Below are 16,108 nucleotides of genomic sequence, written 5' to 3' on the forward strand. Positions count from 1 at the left end.
TCATCTGGTCCACTGGACCCGATGACCCGACGCGGTGATTGTTATCGGCTTCGATATCGTTCCGCATGATCTTGCCGTCAACCATCGCCGCGTCGGCGGGAACCCGCCGACCCTACAAGCGGCGTGTAACGAAGCAATACAGAATCCGCGGCGAGCGGCAGAACACCAGCTCGCTGCGTTTGCAACCCGGTGTTCATTAACTAGGAGAGTCTCATCATGGCAATCAGTCTGCAAAAAGGCGGCAACGTCAACCTGTCGAAAGAAGCTCCAGGCCTGACTTCGCTGAAAGTCGCCCTCGGCTGGGACATTCGCGCCACCGACGGCGCAGCCTTCGACCTCGACGGCGCAGTGTTCCTGCTCAATTCGTCGGGCAAGGTCCGTTCGGACAGCGACTTCATCTTCTACAACAACCTGAAATCGGCCGATGGTTCGATCGTCCACTCGGGCGACAACACCACCGGCGCCGGCGATGGCGACGACGAGTTCGTCACCATCGACCTGACCAAGGTGCCGGCCGACGTCGACAAGGTCGTGCTGGGCGTGACCATCCACGACGCCGAAGCGCGTCGCCAGAACTTCGGCATGGTCGGCAAGGCGTTCATCCGCTGCGTCAACAACGCCACCAACCAGGAAGTCGCGCGCTACGACCTGTCGGAAGACAGCTCGACCGAAGCGGCAATGATCTTCGGTGAAATCTACCGCAACGGCGCCGACTGGAAGTTCCGCGCGATCGGCCAGGGCTTCAACGGCGGCCTGGGGCCACTCGCCCGCAACTACGGCGTGAACGTTTAAGGTATTGTGGGGGCGGTCCATGGGACCGCCTCATGAAAGGAAGCCAAATGCCAGTATTTACCGTGACCGGGGATGTCGATCCCTTCCTGCACGTGTCGATGAAGCAGGGCGAGACCATCTATTGCGAATCCGACGCGATGGTGATGATGGAATCGACCCTCGATCTCAAGGGCAAGATGAAGGGCGGCCTCGGCAGCGCGCTGATGCGTACCTTCGCCAACGGCGAGTCGTTCTTCCAGCAGCATATCGAAGCGGTCCGCGGCGATGGCGACTGCCTGCTGTCGCCGACCCTGCCGGGCGCGATGCAGATCGTCGACGTCGGTCCGAACAACTACATCATCAGCGATGGCGCCTTCGTCGCGGCCAGCTCCGGCGTGGACCTGCGGGTGCGCACGCAAAGCCTGGGCAACGCGCTGTTCGCGCAGAGCGGCGGCTTTTTCGTCACCGAGACGGGCGGCCAGGGCCAGGTGGTGGTGTCGGGCTTCGGTTCGATGTCGGTGCTTGACGTCGAGCCGGGCAAGGACGCGATCATCGACAACTCGCACGTGGTGTGCTGGGACAGCACGCTGCGCTACGAAATCTCGATCACGACCGGCACCAGCGGCGGCTTCCTGGGTAACCTGATCAACAGCCAGACCAGCGGCGAGGGCATGGTCCTGCGTTTCTCGGGGCGTGGCAAGGTCTATGTATGTTCGCGTAACCGTACTGCATTCAAGGCCTGGATGCAGGCGCCCGCAAAATAAGGAGGAATAACGATGTCAGTCAATCTGCAAAAGGGACAGAAGATCTCCCTGGACAAGGAAGGCGGCGGCGGTCTGAGCCGCATCACGATGGGGCTGGGCTGGGATGCGATCAAGTCGAAGGGCTTCTTCGGCTTCGGCGGCGGCAAGTCCGAAGCCGTCGACCTGGACGCCTCGGTGGTGATGTTCGATGAGTCGAACAATGCGATCGATACCGTCTGGTTCCGCCAGCTCAAGAGCCGCGACGGCAGCATCTCGCACTCGGGCGACAACCGCACCGGCGCCGGCGATGGCGACGACGAGCAGATCCATGTCGACCTGAGCGCCGTGCCGGCGAACGTCAAGGCGCTGGTGTTTACGGTGAACAGCTTCACCGGCCAGAACTTCTCGACCGTCGAGAACGCCTATTGCCGCCTGATCAATGCAGCGAATCAGCAAGAGGTGGCGCGCTTCAACCTGTCGGTGACCGGTTCGCACTCGGCCCAGATCATGGCCAAGCTGTACCGCCACAACACCGAGTGGAAGATGCATGCGATCGGCGAGAACGGCACCGGCCGCACCTTCGACGATTTGATGCCGCAGATTAAGATACACCTGTAATCGGCTACGTCGATTGAACAAAGACCGGAGCCAAAGCTCCGGTTTTTTTTCGTCCCTGTTTTTTTTGCGGACGGCAGCGCGTACCCATCGCGCATGAAATTCCGGTCGAGGTTGACACGGTCGACCATTGGCTCTATGGCTCCATCAGCAAGGAAGAGCAGGGGCGGAAATACTGAGTGGCCGGGACATGACAGCTAAACTTGCCCGCTGCCAATATCGGCAGTGGATTTTCCGTCCGCCTACGCTCGAACTGACAAAAAATAAATAGTTAGAATCAGATATGGTGACGCTTTTATTCGTCTCTCACAGCAGCGTTAGCCGACGCTGACTGGCTGACTGCCGATCAGCTTACAGCCACACTCTGTCGTGCACCCCTCGACCGCGACCGGTGTGCCATTGACAGTGAAAGAGTTGAAGGCAGTAACAATCTTGTTAACCCCATGTGGTTTGCCTCCAGGGTAGAGCTGCGGACAGTCGACCTGATCGCCGAGCCTTGCAATCGCGCGTCCCCGAATATCGTGACTAGGCGAGCCGCTGATGACGGTGCCGCCGTGATCGGTTTTATCGTCAACCGTTATGATTTTTAGGGACATAGCGTTTCCAGTAAGCGCAACTCGCTTGTTCAGTTAATCAGCCTTAATTTAAGGGCTAAGTTTGCTTTGTTCTTCCGGCCATTCACGCAAAATTTGTGTTAATTCAAACTTGCTCACACTTTTAGCTTGCAGGAAACACTACGCGCTCTTGCTTGCTTAGCGGATAATCGTTGAGCAACTTCGGCAACGCTTCACGATCTGCTTTCCTCAGCCAAAGCGGTGAAATCGAATTGGGATCTGCAGGAGTCGCGCTGAATTCGCCTTTAAAGTGAAAACATACGTGAAAGGTCTGATGTGCTTCCGCCCAGATCTTATCGAGATAAAGTATTAATCCGGCCGGAAGCAGCGAGTACGTCTTTTGCTGCTCGCCCTCGATCAAAAGTGGTTCTTCGAGTTTGAATGCTATTTTCGACGTGATGGGAAAAACTCCAGTTGCTAAGAGAAGGTATGTCAGAAAGATGGATCCTGACGTCAACATTGCAACAGCCGCATTTTTTTTCATTTGCATTCTGTAATGCTGGGGGTCTACTCATCCTTCCAGTCCCGGACGATTTGCGCCAGATCGTCGCGCGTCATTTTCCGCGCTTTCATGATCTGCACAAGATCCTCTTTTGATAACGGATATTGTTGAAGCACCTTTTGAACATCGTCGGCATCAAGCGAATAGAGCCATGTGGACTCTGAGGCTGTTTCCGGCGGCAGCTGGTCGGCAGGCAGTTCGCCTTTGAAAAATACATCAATCTTGTAGAGTTGGTGCCCTTCAGCAAATCCCTTTTCGAAGTGAAGGACAGTGTTTGCAGGGATCATGTAGTAGGGCGCGCCGCTGCTGTTGGAAATCAGCATCGGCTCTTTGAGACGGTACGAAGGTTTTGTGTCCATTGTAATCTTCCAGAGGAAAGAGGTAAGAACTCCTGCGATGAAAATTAAGGATGCAACAGTGAAGGATACAATTTTCTTTTTCATTTTGCACCACCATATTTTTCGACCTTGTCCGGGCGGTGTTTCGGGTTATTTTCTAACATTTTTTGCAGGTCGGCTGGCATGAAGATGTGGCTGGGCCAGCCAGCACCTCTTGCGCCGACTTTCTCCACGAAGCTCATGCCTGTGCCAATATTGTGCGTCGGCACGTCGAAATCTAGATCCCGGATCGCAACGCGTACCCCTGTCATCGCCGTGGTAGTGCAGTTATTATTCAGGGCATGGTAATCCACTGCCAATCGATATTCCTTCATGTGGTCTCCGTATGCCTTTAAGACCGGGCGGTTGCCAATAAGGGACGTGAAATGGGCGTTTATGTTAGCTGCCGATGCGGCAGGGATTTTGTAAACGAATCCGGTAGTTGTGCGCCCGGTAGCATTTTCGCCGGCGATGTATTTCGTGAATTTAGTCCACACACGAAGTCTGCCTTGACCAAAAGGACCACTTTCGCCATTGTACCTGCCAAAATCATAAACAAACTCATTATCGGGGGTGATTACGCGTAGGGCGACGTGCCCGTAGGTATGTTCTTCACCATGTGATCGATAAGGCCCACCGACCAAAATCTCGATAGTTGGTGATTGAACCTGAATTGTTGTGACCTGTTTGGTCGCAATGCCAATGCCATCTTTAGTACTCTTAGGGGTTGCATTTATCGTTGGCACGATCAAGGATCCTAGAGGTAAATGAGCGTCCGAGCTGGATTTGCTCAGCTTGTCGGAACTTCAAGCGTAGATCCCAGATTTGGGAATTCTATCTTGCAGTGCCCGGCAGGGATGGCCTCGACACGAGCACCTCCTTGCTCATTGACGTTCCCGACATGTTTATTGCCGCTGGGGTCAGTAAGCACATAGGCTTCGTTTGGAATGGGACCGGTTTCATCAACTAATTTGAATTCCACCCAAGTTAAACTTTCGGTGAGATCACTTAGCATCTGTTCGGCAGCAAGCGACGACCCGAATTTGGCAGCGGTTATCGGAATCGCTACGTTCATGCTTTTGCCGCCAGGAAGGCTGTGCGTCGAGGCGTGAGCAACAAACGAACCGCTTGTGCCAATCTCGATCGATCCTCCGGCGAACCTGGCATAACTCCCGCCACCGTTGATCACCACTTCTTCCTTGGCACTGATCGTGATGCGATTCGCTTGCTGAGAAATCTCGAGTTTAGCCAGCACCTTGATACTGTGCGACAGCGCCTGAATGTCTATGTCACCAGAAGCAGCAATAAGCTTCATTCCAGCCTTTTGCACAAACAACCGGAAAGTCTGGCGAATGCTCGCGAAAAGGCTGGTCCCGGCAACCACTGAAACGTCTTTCCCGCTGGTAATGGCCGTGTGACGTTCGCTGGCGATATGGGTGTCGAGCCCACTCGTAGTAGCGATGCCAGCTGGACTGGCGACAACAAGATGCGGAGCTGTCAGCTCGGGAAAGCCATTCGCGCCCCCGGCATCGCCGCGTACCTCGTCGGTCTGCATCTTGAGGGGGACAGCTACATCAGTCTGGCTATTGCCTGCATCATGTGCCCCGTTGTTTTGCGCGACCTCGGCCAAGGATCTGTGCTGTTCGGCAGCGAGCGTGAGCCGGCGTGAGGTCTCGCCCATGTCCTTGATTGGGCCACGCGCTGCCTGCCGCGCTTCGGTCGTGATGAGCAGCCCCTTGGCTACACGTGCCACTCCATGGCCATCGGTGCGCAGTTCCCAGCCTTCGCCGCGTGCGTCCTTGCGCCCGCTGGTGTCTTCGATGCGCGTAATGTGGCCGAGCGACAACTGGCTGCATTGATGGTCGCTCTTCAGCTGGGCCTGGATCTTGTCTTTCGTGTCGTCGAGGACAAGGTGATTGCCGCGCCCTCCGCCCCCAAGCTCCCGGCTGCGCAGGCCGGCGAGCGACTGCTGCTGCGGCAGCGACCACGGCGGCATGTGTGCCTGGTTGTAGAGCGCGCCGAGTACGAGCGGATGGTCGATATTCCCGTTAGGGTAGATAACTGCTACTTCCTCGCCGACACGCGGCAACCGGATCTGCCCGAATTCGCTGCCGGCCGCCGGGCTCATCACCCGGATCCAGGGCGAGCTCCTTTCATCGTAATTGCCCAGCCGGTCCCAGTGAAGCTGCAGCTTGACGCGTCCGTAGCCATCGGTGTGGATATCGGCGCCGGCCGGGCCGACGACGATGGCGGTATGCAGCCCCGTATAGATGACGGGCTCGCTGTTGAAGTTGCGGCCGGGACGCCAGCGGATCTCCTGGCGGATGCACGTAAAGCGGTTTTCGTAGTGCGAAGGTGCGCCCGGGCCGGCCTGGTAATTGTTCGATACCTCGTGGTCGGCGGACAGGATCAGGTAATAGCGGTCGCCGATGCCGCGGCGCGGTTCGGCGTCGTACTCGCGCGAGCGCGTCTCGGCGCTGAAGTGGCCGCCGAGCTTGAACGTGCGGCCGGGCAGCACGAACCTTTCGTTGCCGGCAGCCTCGAAGTATTGCGTGTCTTTCTCCGCCTCGTCCATGCGCCGCCCAGCCAGTTGCTCTCCCTCGCGGAGCAAACGAAAGCCATAGGCACCGAGGTCCTCGTAGATTTCGTAGGTTAAGAAGTCACCTTGCCGGTTGACCGAAGGAGCTTCAACGCGTTGCGCCCTCGGATTCTTGTAGTCGAACGAGGCGAGCGTGGTCTTGCCCGAACCAAGCCGGCGGATGGCCGTCCACGCGTGAACCCCGTCGTCCTCGCGCGAGCCGCCCTGGTCGTGGAACGAGATGACGTACGCTTCCTCGTCGATCGGCCAGGCCAGGAAGCTGTTGTCCGAGATCATGAGCTTGTGGCCGTCGAATGTATGTTCGTACCAGTAGTGCAGGCCAAGCGCTTCCCAGCGCCGGTGCAGGTGGTTGTAGTCGGTCTCGTTATACTGGTTGGCAACGGTCAGCTTCGACTCGTCGATCATCGTATACATGTGCCAGTGGGCCTGGCGGTAATGCTTCAGGGTTTCCTCGGTAATCTCCCGCACGCTTTTATTGTGGAACGACCTGCTGTCCTTGCGCAGGCGCCCGAAGGCGAGCCAGGGTTCGAGCACCATCCGGTAAAACGCGAAGCCGCCATCGCTGCGCAGGAAGCGGAACTCGGTGATATGGCCGTTGAAGTAGCGCAGCGATCCGTCTTCCCGCACCAGGGAGATGGTCACCATCCGGCCCATCAACAGTTTCAGCGGGATGCGCGGATCGTCCGACAGCACCTCGATGTCAAAGCGGAAACTGCGCGACACCTCCTCATGCGCGACCAGCTTGTTCGGCAGAAGGACCGCAGGTGGCCCGTCCTTAAATGGAAAGTCGAGCCGCATGAGCCGGTTGTGTTGGGATGCGCCGCTGAACGCTGACAACGCGGCGCCGACCGCGATTCCCTGGCTTTCACCCATTCATCGCCTCCAATGGCTGTGGTCATAGCGCACTTAAGAATTCAGCGGTCACGTTACCCTGCCGCTGCCAACCGGAATTTGACCGACATCAGCTTGTTTCTCTGCGTCATGTCTGGATCCTTTAGGCAGTTTCCACGCCGGCCTTATCCATGATCGTTCCGATCCCTGCGCTGTGGATGGTCTCCTGTGGCTGATGCCGGCCGCAAGGAGGCGGACATCGACAACGTGCGCTCAATGCGCTGGAAGTGCGCGTACCCATGGCGGATAAAATCTCGACCGCTATTGACGAGCAGATCATGATCGCTTAGTGTATTAACCAACTAATACACTAATACGCGATGTCCAGCCATTCTCCCCAACTGTTCTCGATCGTCCCTGGTTCTACCGAGCCGATCTACCGGCAACTGGTCGAGCAGGTGCGTCGGCTGGTAGCCGGCGGCCATCTGGCGCCGGGCGATGCGCTGCCGTCGGTGCGCGAGGTCGCGCTGCAGCTTGCCGTCAATCCGATGACGGTGTCCAAGGCGTATGGCCTGCTCGAGCTGGAAAGCCTGCTGGAGCGCAGGCGCGGCATCGGCATGATCGTCGCCGACCGGCCGGCCGGCAGGGGCGGGGCGAGCGCTGGCGGCGAGCGCCTGGCGCTGCTGCGTCCCGCGCTGGAACGCGCCGCGCGTGAGGCGCGCGAGCTCGAACTCGATCCCGACACCGTTCTGTCCCTCTTCACAACCATCTTGAAGGAATCACCTTGACCGTACTCCCGATCCAGATGCGCGGCGTCGCCAGGCGCTTCGGCAGCAAGACCGTACTCGACGGCCTCGACTGGGAAGTCGGACCGGGCCAGGTGGTCGGCCTGCTGGGGCGTAACGGCGCCGGCAAGTCGACCCTGATGGAATGCCTGCTGGGCCTGCGCGAGATCGACGGCGGCAGCATCGCGCTGTTCGGCGAGTCTCCCGACGCGCTGTCGGAGGCGACCCGCGCCCGCATCGGCTACGTTCCGCAGAAGTCCGACCTGTTTGACTGGATGACGCCGCTGCAAATGCTGGACTACTTCAAGGCGCTGTATCCGCGCTGGAACGATGCCAAGGTCGAGGGCTTGCTGGGCCGCTGGGGCATCGACCTCGCCATGCGCAATAAACCGATCCGGCGCCTGTCCGGCGGCGAGCAGCAGCGCCTGTCGATCATCCGCGCGCTGGCCCACGATCCCGAGCTGCTGGTGCTGGACGAACCGGTGTCGGCGCTGGACCCGGCCGGCCGGCGCGACTTCCTGACCGAACTGATCGACGGCGTCATCGAGCGCGGCACCACGGTGGTGTTCTCGACCCACATCCTCACCGACCTGGAGCGCGTGGCGCTGGACGTCGCTTTCCTCAAGGGCGGCCGCATCGTGCTCGAAGGCGACCTCGACGACCTGCTCGACGGCGCCGCCGGCCACGTGGCGCCCGGCGCGCGGGCGCCGTCGAACCTCGAAGACCTGTTCATCGAGGTGACCCGGTGAGCCCGCGCCTGGCGCAATATGGACTGCTGTGGCGCTCGGCGCTGGCGCAGGTGCACCCGTATGCCCATCGGCTCGTCCTTTGGCTGACGCCGGTCCTGTCGCTGGCGGTAGCGGCGTTCGCCTGGAAAATATACGACCTGGACACTGCGGCAAGCTGGGGCGCAAACGCACTGTGCAGCATGGTCCTCCTCACATGGGCTTGGGGCTTTCTGCCCGGCGCCTTCAAGCTCAATTCTCCCGCGAATGCCCAGCTGGTACCGGGAATGCGTGCACGCCTGCTGACGCTGGCCATGACGGTGTGGGTGCTCTGCATCGCCGGCCTGGCGCTTGCCAATACAGGCAGCGCGTCGGACATCGTCCTGCGCGTGGCCTGGGCGATGGTGGCGTCGCTCGGCCTGGCGCTGGCGGCAACCGGCAGCGGCGCCGGCTCGGTCGTGATCCTCGCGATCTGGCCCTTGATGGGATTGCCAACCCTGATACCGGACTGGGCATACGCCATGATGGCCCATCCGGCCTTCCTGCCGCTGCTGGCGGCCATGCTGGCGGCGCCGGGCCTGGCGACCATCCGGACGATCTTTCCGCGCGCGGGCGATCGCCATTGGCGCCGGCTGGAAAAGCGCAATGTCTGGCGTGACAAGGATGCGATGCGCAAGCGCGAGGATGGCCGCTTCATGCGCTGGTGGCAGGCCCGCTCGCTGCGTCGGGCGAGCGGCCGTCGCGACCTGGGCGCGATGCTCCTGCACGGTAGTGGATCCGGCCTGCAACTGGGCGGCAGCGCGCTGGTCATCGGCCTCGTGGGTGTGTTCGCGCTGGGGATGATGGCACTCATCCATCTGAGCGGACATCGGAAGGCGGCCGAACTGGTCGTCGAGACCGGCTGGGTCTGGAGCCTGCTGCCGCTATTGCTGTTCCAGTTGCATACGATGCTGCTGACGAGCATGACGGATTCGCCCGCCGGCCAGCCACTACTCAGGCTGGCGCCGGCCATGCCCGCCACCGCGCCGCGCTTCAACCGACTGCTGGCATCGACGATGCTGCGCAGCAGCCTGGCGGCCTGGGCGATGGCGGCGGCCACCTCCATCCTGTGCACGTCCCTGTCCGGCGGCGGCGCGGGTGAGCTCCTGCTGGTGGCCTGCCTGGGCAGCCTGGCTCTGCCGGTCCTCATCCTGCCGCTGCGCGAGCATGCGCGACGGCCGCGCTGGAATTCTGTCGTGCAATGGCTGCTCGTGCTGGCGATCGCAGGAGCTTGCCTGTTGGCGGGCCTATTCGTGGGCAGGATCCTGGACTTGCCGGTATTTCCGACTGCTGCCGGATTGTCGGTCGTGCTGACCGCCGTCCTGACGGTGCGCCGCTACCGTTCCATGATCCGGGGTCCATTCGCTTTTCCAGCGGGAAGGATGGATTGACGGGCGAAAGTCATGTTGCATGCCGTGATCTGACCCTGTCGCTTGACCCTGTCGCTATCAGGTTGCGCGCGCCGACTTCAACAGGCAACCGAGGATCGTCGGGCCTAGTGCCCACGACGCTGCACCAGCGCCGTGCCCACGCCATGGCGCTTGCCTTCGCTGACGGCGGTGACGGTGCCGTCCGGATTGAACACCAGCGCATTGGCCGCGCCGATTTCCTCGGCCGGGCTTTCCCAGCGCTGGCCGAAGCCCGACAGGGCGCGTGCCTGCGCCGTGTCCGTGAAGCGCGGCTCGACCGAGGTCGCGGGCGCATTGCGCTGGCTGATGCGCGGCGCGTCGAGCGCCTGGTCCATCGGCATGCCGAAGTCGACGTGGTTGACGATGGTCTGCAGCACCGTGGTGATGATGGTCGAGCCGCCGGGGCTGCCGATGCTGAAGGCCGGCTTGCCGTCCTTGAGCGCGATGGTGGGCGCCATGCTCGAGCGCGGCCGCTTGCCGGCTTCCGGCACGTTCGGGTGCGCTCCGGTGGCGTCGAAGTCGAAGTCGGTGAGCTCGTTATTGAGCAGGAAGCCGTAGCCCGGCACCACGATGCCGCTGCCGCCCCAGGATTCGATGGTGAAGGTGTACGCCACCACGTTGCCGTCCTTGTCCGACACCGTCAGGTGGGTGGTGTGCGCGCTCTCGGGCGCGAGCTTGATGGCGGCGGCCGGTTGCATGCGCAGGGGGACGCTCAAGTCGTTCTGATAGCGGTAGGGGTCGCCCGCCGCCACCGCGCCCGGCGCGGCCTTGCGCGGATCGATCAGCGCCCGGCGCTCGGCGGCATACTGCTTCGAGAGCAGGCCGGCGAGCGGCGCATCGACGTATTCCGGGTCGGCCAGATAGGCGTCGCGGTCGGCAAAGGCCAGGCGGCTGGCCTCCAGGTACAGGTGTTCGGCGCGGGCGCGCGGCAGCGACCCGAGATCGTAACCCTCGAGGATGTTGAGCGCATGCGCCACCGTCGGGCCGCCGCTGCTGGGCAGCGACATGCCGTACAGTTCGTAGCCGCGATAGCTGCTGCGCAGGGCGGGGCGGATGCGCGCCTCGTAGTTGGCGAGATCGGCCATCGTCATGGCGCCGGGACGCACGGCGTAGCCTTGCGCGACCGGCGGCCGGTTGACGCTGTCGACGATGGCGCGCGCGATCGGCCCTTCATAGAACGCTTTCACGCCGCCTTGCGCGATCTCGCGGTAGGCGCGCGCCATGCCGGGATTGCGCAGCAGCGTACCGGCGGGCAGCGCCTTGCCCTTGTGCAGGTACAGCTCGCTCGTCGGCGCGAACTGCCGGAATTTCTTTTCGTTCTGTCCCACCAGCTTGCTGAAATTCGCGTTGATGCGAAAGCCGCCATCGGCCACCGTGATCGCCGGCGCCAGCACTTGCGAAAAGCGCATGCTGCCGTAGCGCTCGAGCGCCTCGTGCCAGCCGCGCACGGTGCCCGGCACGCCGACCGCGGCCCCGCTCGCGACCGCCGTCTCGAAGTCGAGCGGCTTGCCATCGTGCTGGAACCATCGCGGCCCCACCGCGCCGGGGGCCGTCTCGCGGTGGTCGATGGCGATCACGCGCTTGTCCCTGGCCAGGTAGATCAGCATGAAGCCACCGCCGCCGATGCCGCAGCTGAACGGGTCGGTGACGCCCAGCGTGGCGGCCGCGGCCACCGCGGCGTCCACCGCATTGCCGCCTTCGTTCAGGATGGCGAGCGCCGCCTGCGAGGCCTGAACGCTGATCGTGGCGACGGCGCCCCCGGTGCCGGTCATGACCGGCGCGGCCGCAACGCTCTGGAAGGAAACAGCGAGGACCAGGCCGCACGCCAGTGCAGCCCGCGGCAGGCGGCCCGCCGCCATCAGCGGCCGTACATATTGAAGACCACCGGATACGAGGCCGGTTTCGCCTGCGCCATGCCGCGCGGCTGCGGCACGAACGAGGGATCGAGCTCGACGCGGGCGCCGCGCAGGCCGGGCGAGGTGAAGCCAGGCTTGCCCTGCACCAGCCAGAAGCCCTGCGCCACGTTGTTGATGCGCAGGGTGAAGCGGTAGGCCAGCTGGCCGGCCCACATGCAGCGCGCATTGTCCGGGCAGCGGCTGTCGTCGGCGCCCTCGTAGGTAAGGGTCAGGCGCGAATCCACCGGCAGCTGCGGCAGGCTCAGGGTCTGGCGCTCGCTCAGCGTGTACTGGGCGTCGGGCAGGTGGTCGGGCGTGGCGCAGGCGGACAGCAGGCCGGCGGCGGCAACGGCGAGGACGCAGGGCAGGGTGCGCATCGGTGTCATCCAGGGTTTGACGGGAAACCCATGATAGCAAAACCGCAAGCAAACGGTCGCGACACAGCGAACGGACAAGCCATGGTCAAGTCATAAACAGGTCATATTCGGACGCTATTCTTTTTCCTGTAGTCCAACACATCCCTTAACCCAGTTAGGAAAAACAATGCTCAAGAAGATCCTCGCCGGCGCTGCCGCCACGCTCGTGATGACGACCTCGTTCGCCGCCGACATCACCGGCGCGGGCGCGACCTTCCCGTATCCGGTCTATGCCAAGTGGGCCGAGAGCTACAAGGCCGCCACCGGCACCGGCCTGAACTACCAGTCGGTCGGCTCGGGCGCCGGCATCAAGCAGATCAAGGCGAAGACCGTGGACTTCGGCGCATCGGACATGCCGCTGAAAGCGGAAGAGCTGGACAAGGAAGGCCTGATGCAGTTCCCGGCCATCATGGGCGGCGTGGTCACCGTGGTCAACATCGACGGCGTGACCCCGGGCCAGCTGAAGATGACCGGTCCGCTGCTGGCCGACATCTACATGGGCAAGATCACCAAGTGGAACGCGCCCGAGATCGCCGCCCTGAACCCGGGCGTGAAACTGCCGGCGCTGGATGTCACCGTCGTGCGCCGCGCCGACAGCTCGGGCACCTCGTTCCTGTTCACCGACTTCCTGGCCAAGACCAGCCCGGCATGGAAAGAAAATATCGGTTCGGGCACCACCGTGAAGTGGGCCGTGGGCGTGGGCGGCAAGGGCAACGAAGGCGTCGCCGCCAACGTGCAGCGTATCAAGGGCGCGATCGGCTACGTCGAGTGGGCCTATGCCAAGAAGAACAAGCTGTCGCACACCCAGTTGCGCAACAGGGAAGGCGTCGACCTGCAACCGTCGGACGACGTGTTCAAGGCCGCCGCCGCCAACGCCGAGTGGACCAAGGCTCCCGGCTTCGGCGTGGTGCTGACCGACGGCGCCGGCAAGCAGAGCTGGCCGATCACCGGCGTGTCGTACATCCTGATGCACAAGACCCAGGCCGACGCCAGCAAAGGCCGGGAAGTCGTGAAGTTCTTCGACTGGTCGTTCAAGAACGGCGCCCCGGCAGCTGCCGAGCTGGACTACGTGCCGATGCCGGCCAGCGTCGTCAAGCAAGTGCAGGACGCCTGGAAAGCCAACCTGAAGGATGCCTCGGGCAAGGCCATCCTGTAACTCGCCTTCACGGCAATCGATCCGGCAGCCTGGCTGCCGGATCGTCGTTGGGGCGCGCACCGTGCGTCGCAACAACGCAAAACCTCTCTTTTTGGGCATCCCATGACAACGGCGAACACGATCGTCCTGGTGATCGACGACAAGCCGGCCATTGCCGAGCTGCTCAAGTTCTCGCTGCACGAGGACGAGTGGGTCTGGCATGACGTGCCGAGCCTGGCGCATGCCTGGGACTTCATCGGGCGCGAACGCCCGGAACTGTTGCTGCAGGAATCGATGCTGCGCAATGAAGGCGGCATGCGCCTGCTGGCGCGCCTGCGCGGCGACCGCCGCCTGCGCGCGCAGCCGGTGATCCTGCTGGCGGCGCAATGCGCGGAGGGCGAACGTCCCGCCAGCCTGCCGGCGCCCGTCCCCCATCCCGAATTCATTCCCCAGGCCCCGCTCGAACCCGCGCGCGAGCTGTCGCCCGGCTCGCGCCTGTTGCGCTCGGGCCGTCTGGTGCTCGATCCGCTCAGCTGCAGCGTGCGGGTCGGCAACCACAAGGTCGAGGTCAGGCACGCCGAATACCGGCTGCTGCGTTTCTTGCTGTGCCATCCGGGCCAGGTGTTTACGCGCGCCCAGCTGCTCGAACAGCTGTGGGAAGCCCACGCGTCGCTCGACCAGCGCACGGTGGACGTGCACGTGCTGCGCCTGCGCAAGGCGCTGGGGCGGGCCAAGTCGCTGATCAAGACGGTGCGCGGCGCCGGCTACATGCTGTCGCCGGCCTGAACGGTGGCCTGACGCCATCCTCGGGAATCTTTTTTCGCCGAGTGAGGGCGGCTAGTCTGTTGTGTCTTCGCAAGAAAGCGCTGGCGTTCGCATGTCAGTATCGCGATCTTGACGATACGAGCAGCCTTCCGCGTCCATGTCCGAACCGACACGCCCCTTGCGGCCTCTGCTGCCCTTGCCCGACGGGGGCTGGCAGGCGATGTCCGTCGCCACCCCGATCGACTTCAAGATCCGAGGCCTGGCATTGATGCCCCCGAGGAGCACCGTGCCCGTGATCGTCGTTCCCGGCATCATGGGGACCAACCTCAGGGCAAAGAGCAAGCCACGCTCGCGGGAAGAAGTGAACGACGAGGTCAAGCCTGGCAAGCCAGCCTGGCGGCCGCCCAACACGAGGCCTGGCGGATTGTGGGATGCGCTGGTCTGGGATCAATACGATCCCGGCCAGCGCCAGCGGCTGCTCGATCCCGAGACGCTGGAGGTGGACGACGGCGGCGAACCGCACATCCGACACGAGCAGTGGGGGCCGCACGTCCACCCCCAACTGGCGCGCGAGCGCTGGTGGGGCGAGCTGCATGCCGGTTCCTACATCGACCTGCTATGTGTGCTGGAAACGCGCCTGAACCAGACCTTCTACCGCCGCTACGCGGAGGATATGCGGCGGGTTCGGCCACACTGGCAGGAAGTCATGGACTGCGATCCTGCGAAGTGGGGCTTCGCACGCATGGAGCCGCTGACCGAGGCCGAGCTGGAACGGCATGCGCTCCACCATTATCCGGTCTACGGCGCCGGATATCACTGGTTGCGCAGCGCGCAGGAGGCGTCGCAGCGCCTTGAACAGCGCATCGACGACATCATCGGCTATTGGAAGGCGCACAAGCGCAAGTGCGAGCAAGTCATTCTAGTGACGCACTCGATGGGCGGCCTGGTCGCGCGCGCCTGCGCCAGACGCATTCCTGACAAGATCGCCGGCGTGATCCATGGCGTGATGCCGGCCCTGGGTGCTCCCGTCGCTTACCGCCGGATGGCTTGTGGCACCGAGGTCAACGACTTCGTGGGCCGCTTCGCCGCGATGATTCTGGGCGCGACGACCCACGACACCACGCCCGTACTGGCAACGTCGCCCGGTCCGCTCGAATTGCTTCCGAATCACTTGTACCCGGGACCGTGGCTACATGTGAGCGTCAGGCAGCCGTCTGGTAGTCAGGCCGTGCCGGATGCCGTTCTCGATTGTTTGCATCTGCCCAACGAAGCCAAGCCCGACCCCTACAAAATTTATCGCGACCTGACGTCCTGGTATCGGTTGGTCGATCCTGCATTGGCCGACCCGGCGGGGAAGTACAAGCCCGAGAACAAGAATGGGACTGTGGAAGCCGCCATCGAGAAAGCCATCGACACAGCGGAGCGCTTCCATAAGCAGCACTTGGGAAATTACTACCATCCCAACACCTATGCCTTCTACGGGGCCGATCCCGACCGACGCGCCTTCGGTCAGGTGCGCTGGGCCGGGCGCAGACCGCCCGCGTCGCGTACCGTCCTCACCCCATCCAACGTCAACGAAGGCAGGTTCATCCACCATTACCCTGAAGGCCGGCTCGTTGGCGTCGAACCCGGCTGCGAGATGCTCTTCAGGCCGGAACCCCCCGACACCCGGGGCGACGGCACCGTGCCACACCAGTCCGGCGCTGGGCCGGCCGGCAATATCCGGCAGTTGTTCGAGACACGCGGCCATGACCATCAGGACGCCTACAAGAGCGAGGACATGCTGATGCTCACGCTGCGCCTGATTGTCAGGATCGTACAAGGGCTACCCGAATGAGATATTTGCAGAAGAGGTGGGCCCGGGTATGGGCCGTGGTGTTCGCGGCA

The 16,108-nt window shown here is 62.5% G+C and carries 16 protein-coding genes; 9 read left to right on the forward strand and 7 right to left on the reverse strand.

Annotation, left to right across the window (positions count from 1 at the left end; genetic code table 11):
* Positions 1 to 216: 216 nt before the first annotated feature.
* The 3 genes from ABIB38_RS11705 to ABIB38_RS11715 are packed head-to-tail and all read left to right on the forward strand — an operon-like array spanning position 217 to position 2,132.
* Entirely contained in the window at positions 217 to 792 is a 576-nt protein-coding gene (locus tag ABIB38_RS11705) for a TerD family protein (protein WP_429204011.1), read from the forward strand.
* Between the two features lie 47 nt (positions 793 to 839).
* A complete protein-coding gene (locus ABIB38_RS11710; protein WP_429204013.1) occupies positions 840 to 1,535 on the forward strand; it encodes a TIGR00266 family protein in 696 nt (231 codons plus the stop codon).
* Positions 1,536 to 1,547: 12 nt separating this feature from the next.
* Positions 1,548 to 2,132, forward strand: a complete 585-nt coding sequence (locus ABIB38_RS11715; protein WP_429204015.1) for a TerD family protein — start codon at positions 1,548 to 1,550, stop codon at positions 2,130 to 2,132.
* Positions 2,133 to 2,446: 314 nt separating this feature from the next.
* Here ABIB38_RS11715 and ABIB38_RS11720 read toward each other — a convergent pair whose 3' ends face one another.
* The 5 genes from ABIB38_RS11720 to ABIB38_RS11740 all read right to left on the reverse strand — a co-directional run bounded on the left by ABIB38_RS11720 (position 2,447) and on the right by ABIB38_RS11740 (position 7,094).
* Positions 2,447 to 2,725 carry a PAAR domain-containing protein gene (locus ABIB38_RS11720; protein ID WP_429204016.1) on the reverse strand — a complete coding sequence of 93 codons (279 nt, stop codon included), beginning with the start codon at positions 2,723 to 2,725 and terminating at the stop codon, positions 2,447 to 2,449.
* Positions 2,726 to 2,846: 121 nt separating this feature from the next.
* Complete coding sequence (locus ABIB38_RS11725) at positions 2,847 to 3,233, reverse strand: hypothetical protein (RefSeq protein WP_429204017.1); 387 nt, start codon at positions 3,231 to 3,233, stop codon at positions 2,847 to 2,849.
* Between the two features lie 17 nt (positions 3,234 to 3,250).
* Positions 3,251 to 3,688: a hypothetical protein gene (locus tag ABIB38_RS11730; protein WP_429204018.1), complete on the reverse strand. Its 438-nt coding sequence runs from the start codon at positions 3,686 to 3,688 to the stop codon at positions 3,251 to 3,253.
* Entirely contained in the window at positions 3,685 to 4,368 is a 684-nt protein-coding gene (locus tag ABIB38_RS11735) for a hypothetical protein (RefSeq protein WP_429204020.1), read from the reverse strand. Before ABIB38_RS11735 ends, ABIB38_RS11730 begins: the two co-directional genes overlap by 4 nt.
* A 44-nt stretch (positions 4,369 to 4,412) precedes the next feature.
* Positions 4,413 to 7,094: a type VI secretion system Vgr family protein gene (locus tag ABIB38_RS11740; protein WP_429204021.1), complete on the reverse strand. Its 2,682-nt coding sequence runs from the start codon at positions 7,092 to 7,094 to the stop codon at positions 4,413 to 4,415.
* Between the two features lie 338 nt (positions 7,095 to 7,432).
* On the opposite strand from ABIB38_RS11740, the gene ABIB38_RS11745 reads away from it, so the two are divergent.
* From ABIB38_RS11745 to ABIB38_RS11755, 3 genes are read left to right on the forward strand one after another with little or no spacing between them, the layout of a single operon-like run.
* Positions 7,433 to 7,840 (forward strand): GntR family transcriptional regulator, encoded by a 408-nt coding sequence (locus ABIB38_RS11745; RefSeq protein ID WP_429204023.1) that lies wholly within the window; start codon positions 7,433 to 7,435, stop codon positions 7,838 to 7,840.
* Positions 7,837 to 8,586 carry an ABC transporter ATP-binding protein gene (locus ABIB38_RS11750; protein WP_429204024.1) on the forward strand — a complete coding sequence of 250 codons (750 nt, stop codon included), beginning with the start codon at positions 7,837 to 7,839 and terminating at the stop codon, positions 8,584 to 8,586. The genes ABIB38_RS11745 and ABIB38_RS11750 overlap by 4 nt, the downstream gene beginning before the upstream one ends.
* On the forward strand, positions 8,583 to 9,992 hold the full coding sequence (locus ABIB38_RS11755; protein WP_429204026.1) for a hypothetical protein: 1,410 nt from the start codon (positions 8,583 to 8,585) through the stop codon (positions 9,990 to 9,992). The genes ABIB38_RS11750 and ABIB38_RS11755 overlap by 4 nt, the downstream gene beginning before the upstream one ends.
* 104 nt (positions 9,993 to 10,096) lie before the next feature.
* Here the strand turns inward: ABIB38_RS11755 and ggt are convergent, their stop codons facing one another.
* Both ggt and ABIB38_RS11765 read right to left on the reverse strand, forming a co-directional pair.
* The gene (gene ggt, locus ABIB38_RS11760) at positions 10,097 to 11,782 is read right to left on the reverse strand and encodes a gamma-glutamyltransferase (protein ID WP_429204027.1); all 1,686 of its coding nucleotides are present in this window, start codon (positions 11,780 to 11,782) and stop codon (positions 10,097 to 10,099) included.
* A gap of 86 nt (positions 11,783 to 11,868) precedes the next feature.
* Positions 11,869 to 12,282: a hypothetical protein gene (locus ABIB38_RS11765; protein ID WP_429204029.1), complete on the reverse strand. Its 414-nt coding sequence runs from the start codon at positions 12,280 to 12,282 to the stop codon at positions 11,869 to 11,871.
* A gap of 166 nt (positions 12,283 to 12,448) precedes the next feature.
* Between ABIB38_RS11765 and pstS the strand changes: the two genes are divergently transcribed.
* The 3 genes from pstS to ABIB38_RS11780 all read left to right on the forward strand — a co-directional run bounded on the left by pstS (position 12,449) and on the right by ABIB38_RS11780 (position 16,058).
* Entirely contained in the window at positions 12,449 to 13,477 is a 1,029-nt protein-coding gene (gene pstS, locus ABIB38_RS11770) for a phosphate ABC transporter substrate-binding protein PstS (protein WP_429204031.1), read from the forward strand.
* Between the two features lie 102 nt (positions 13,478 to 13,579).
* On the forward strand, positions 13,580 to 14,242 hold the full coding sequence (locus tag ABIB38_RS11775; protein WP_429204033.1) for a winged helix-turn-helix domain-containing protein: 663 nt from the start codon (positions 13,580 to 13,582) through the stop codon (positions 14,240 to 14,242).
* 136 nt (positions 14,243 to 14,378) lie between these two features.
* Positions 14,379 to 16,058, forward strand: coding sequence for an esterase/lipase family protein (locus ABIB38_RS11780; protein ID WP_429204035.1), 1,680 nt, complete (start codon positions 14,379 to 14,381; stop codon positions 16,056 to 16,058).
* Positions 16,059 to 16,108: the final 50 nt, after the last annotated feature.

It is taken from the genome of Massilia sp. UYP11, from assembly GCF_050434805.1.
Taxonomy (GTDB): domain Bacteria; phylum Pseudomonadota; class Gammaproteobacteria; order Burkholderiales; family Burkholderiaceae_D; genus Telluria.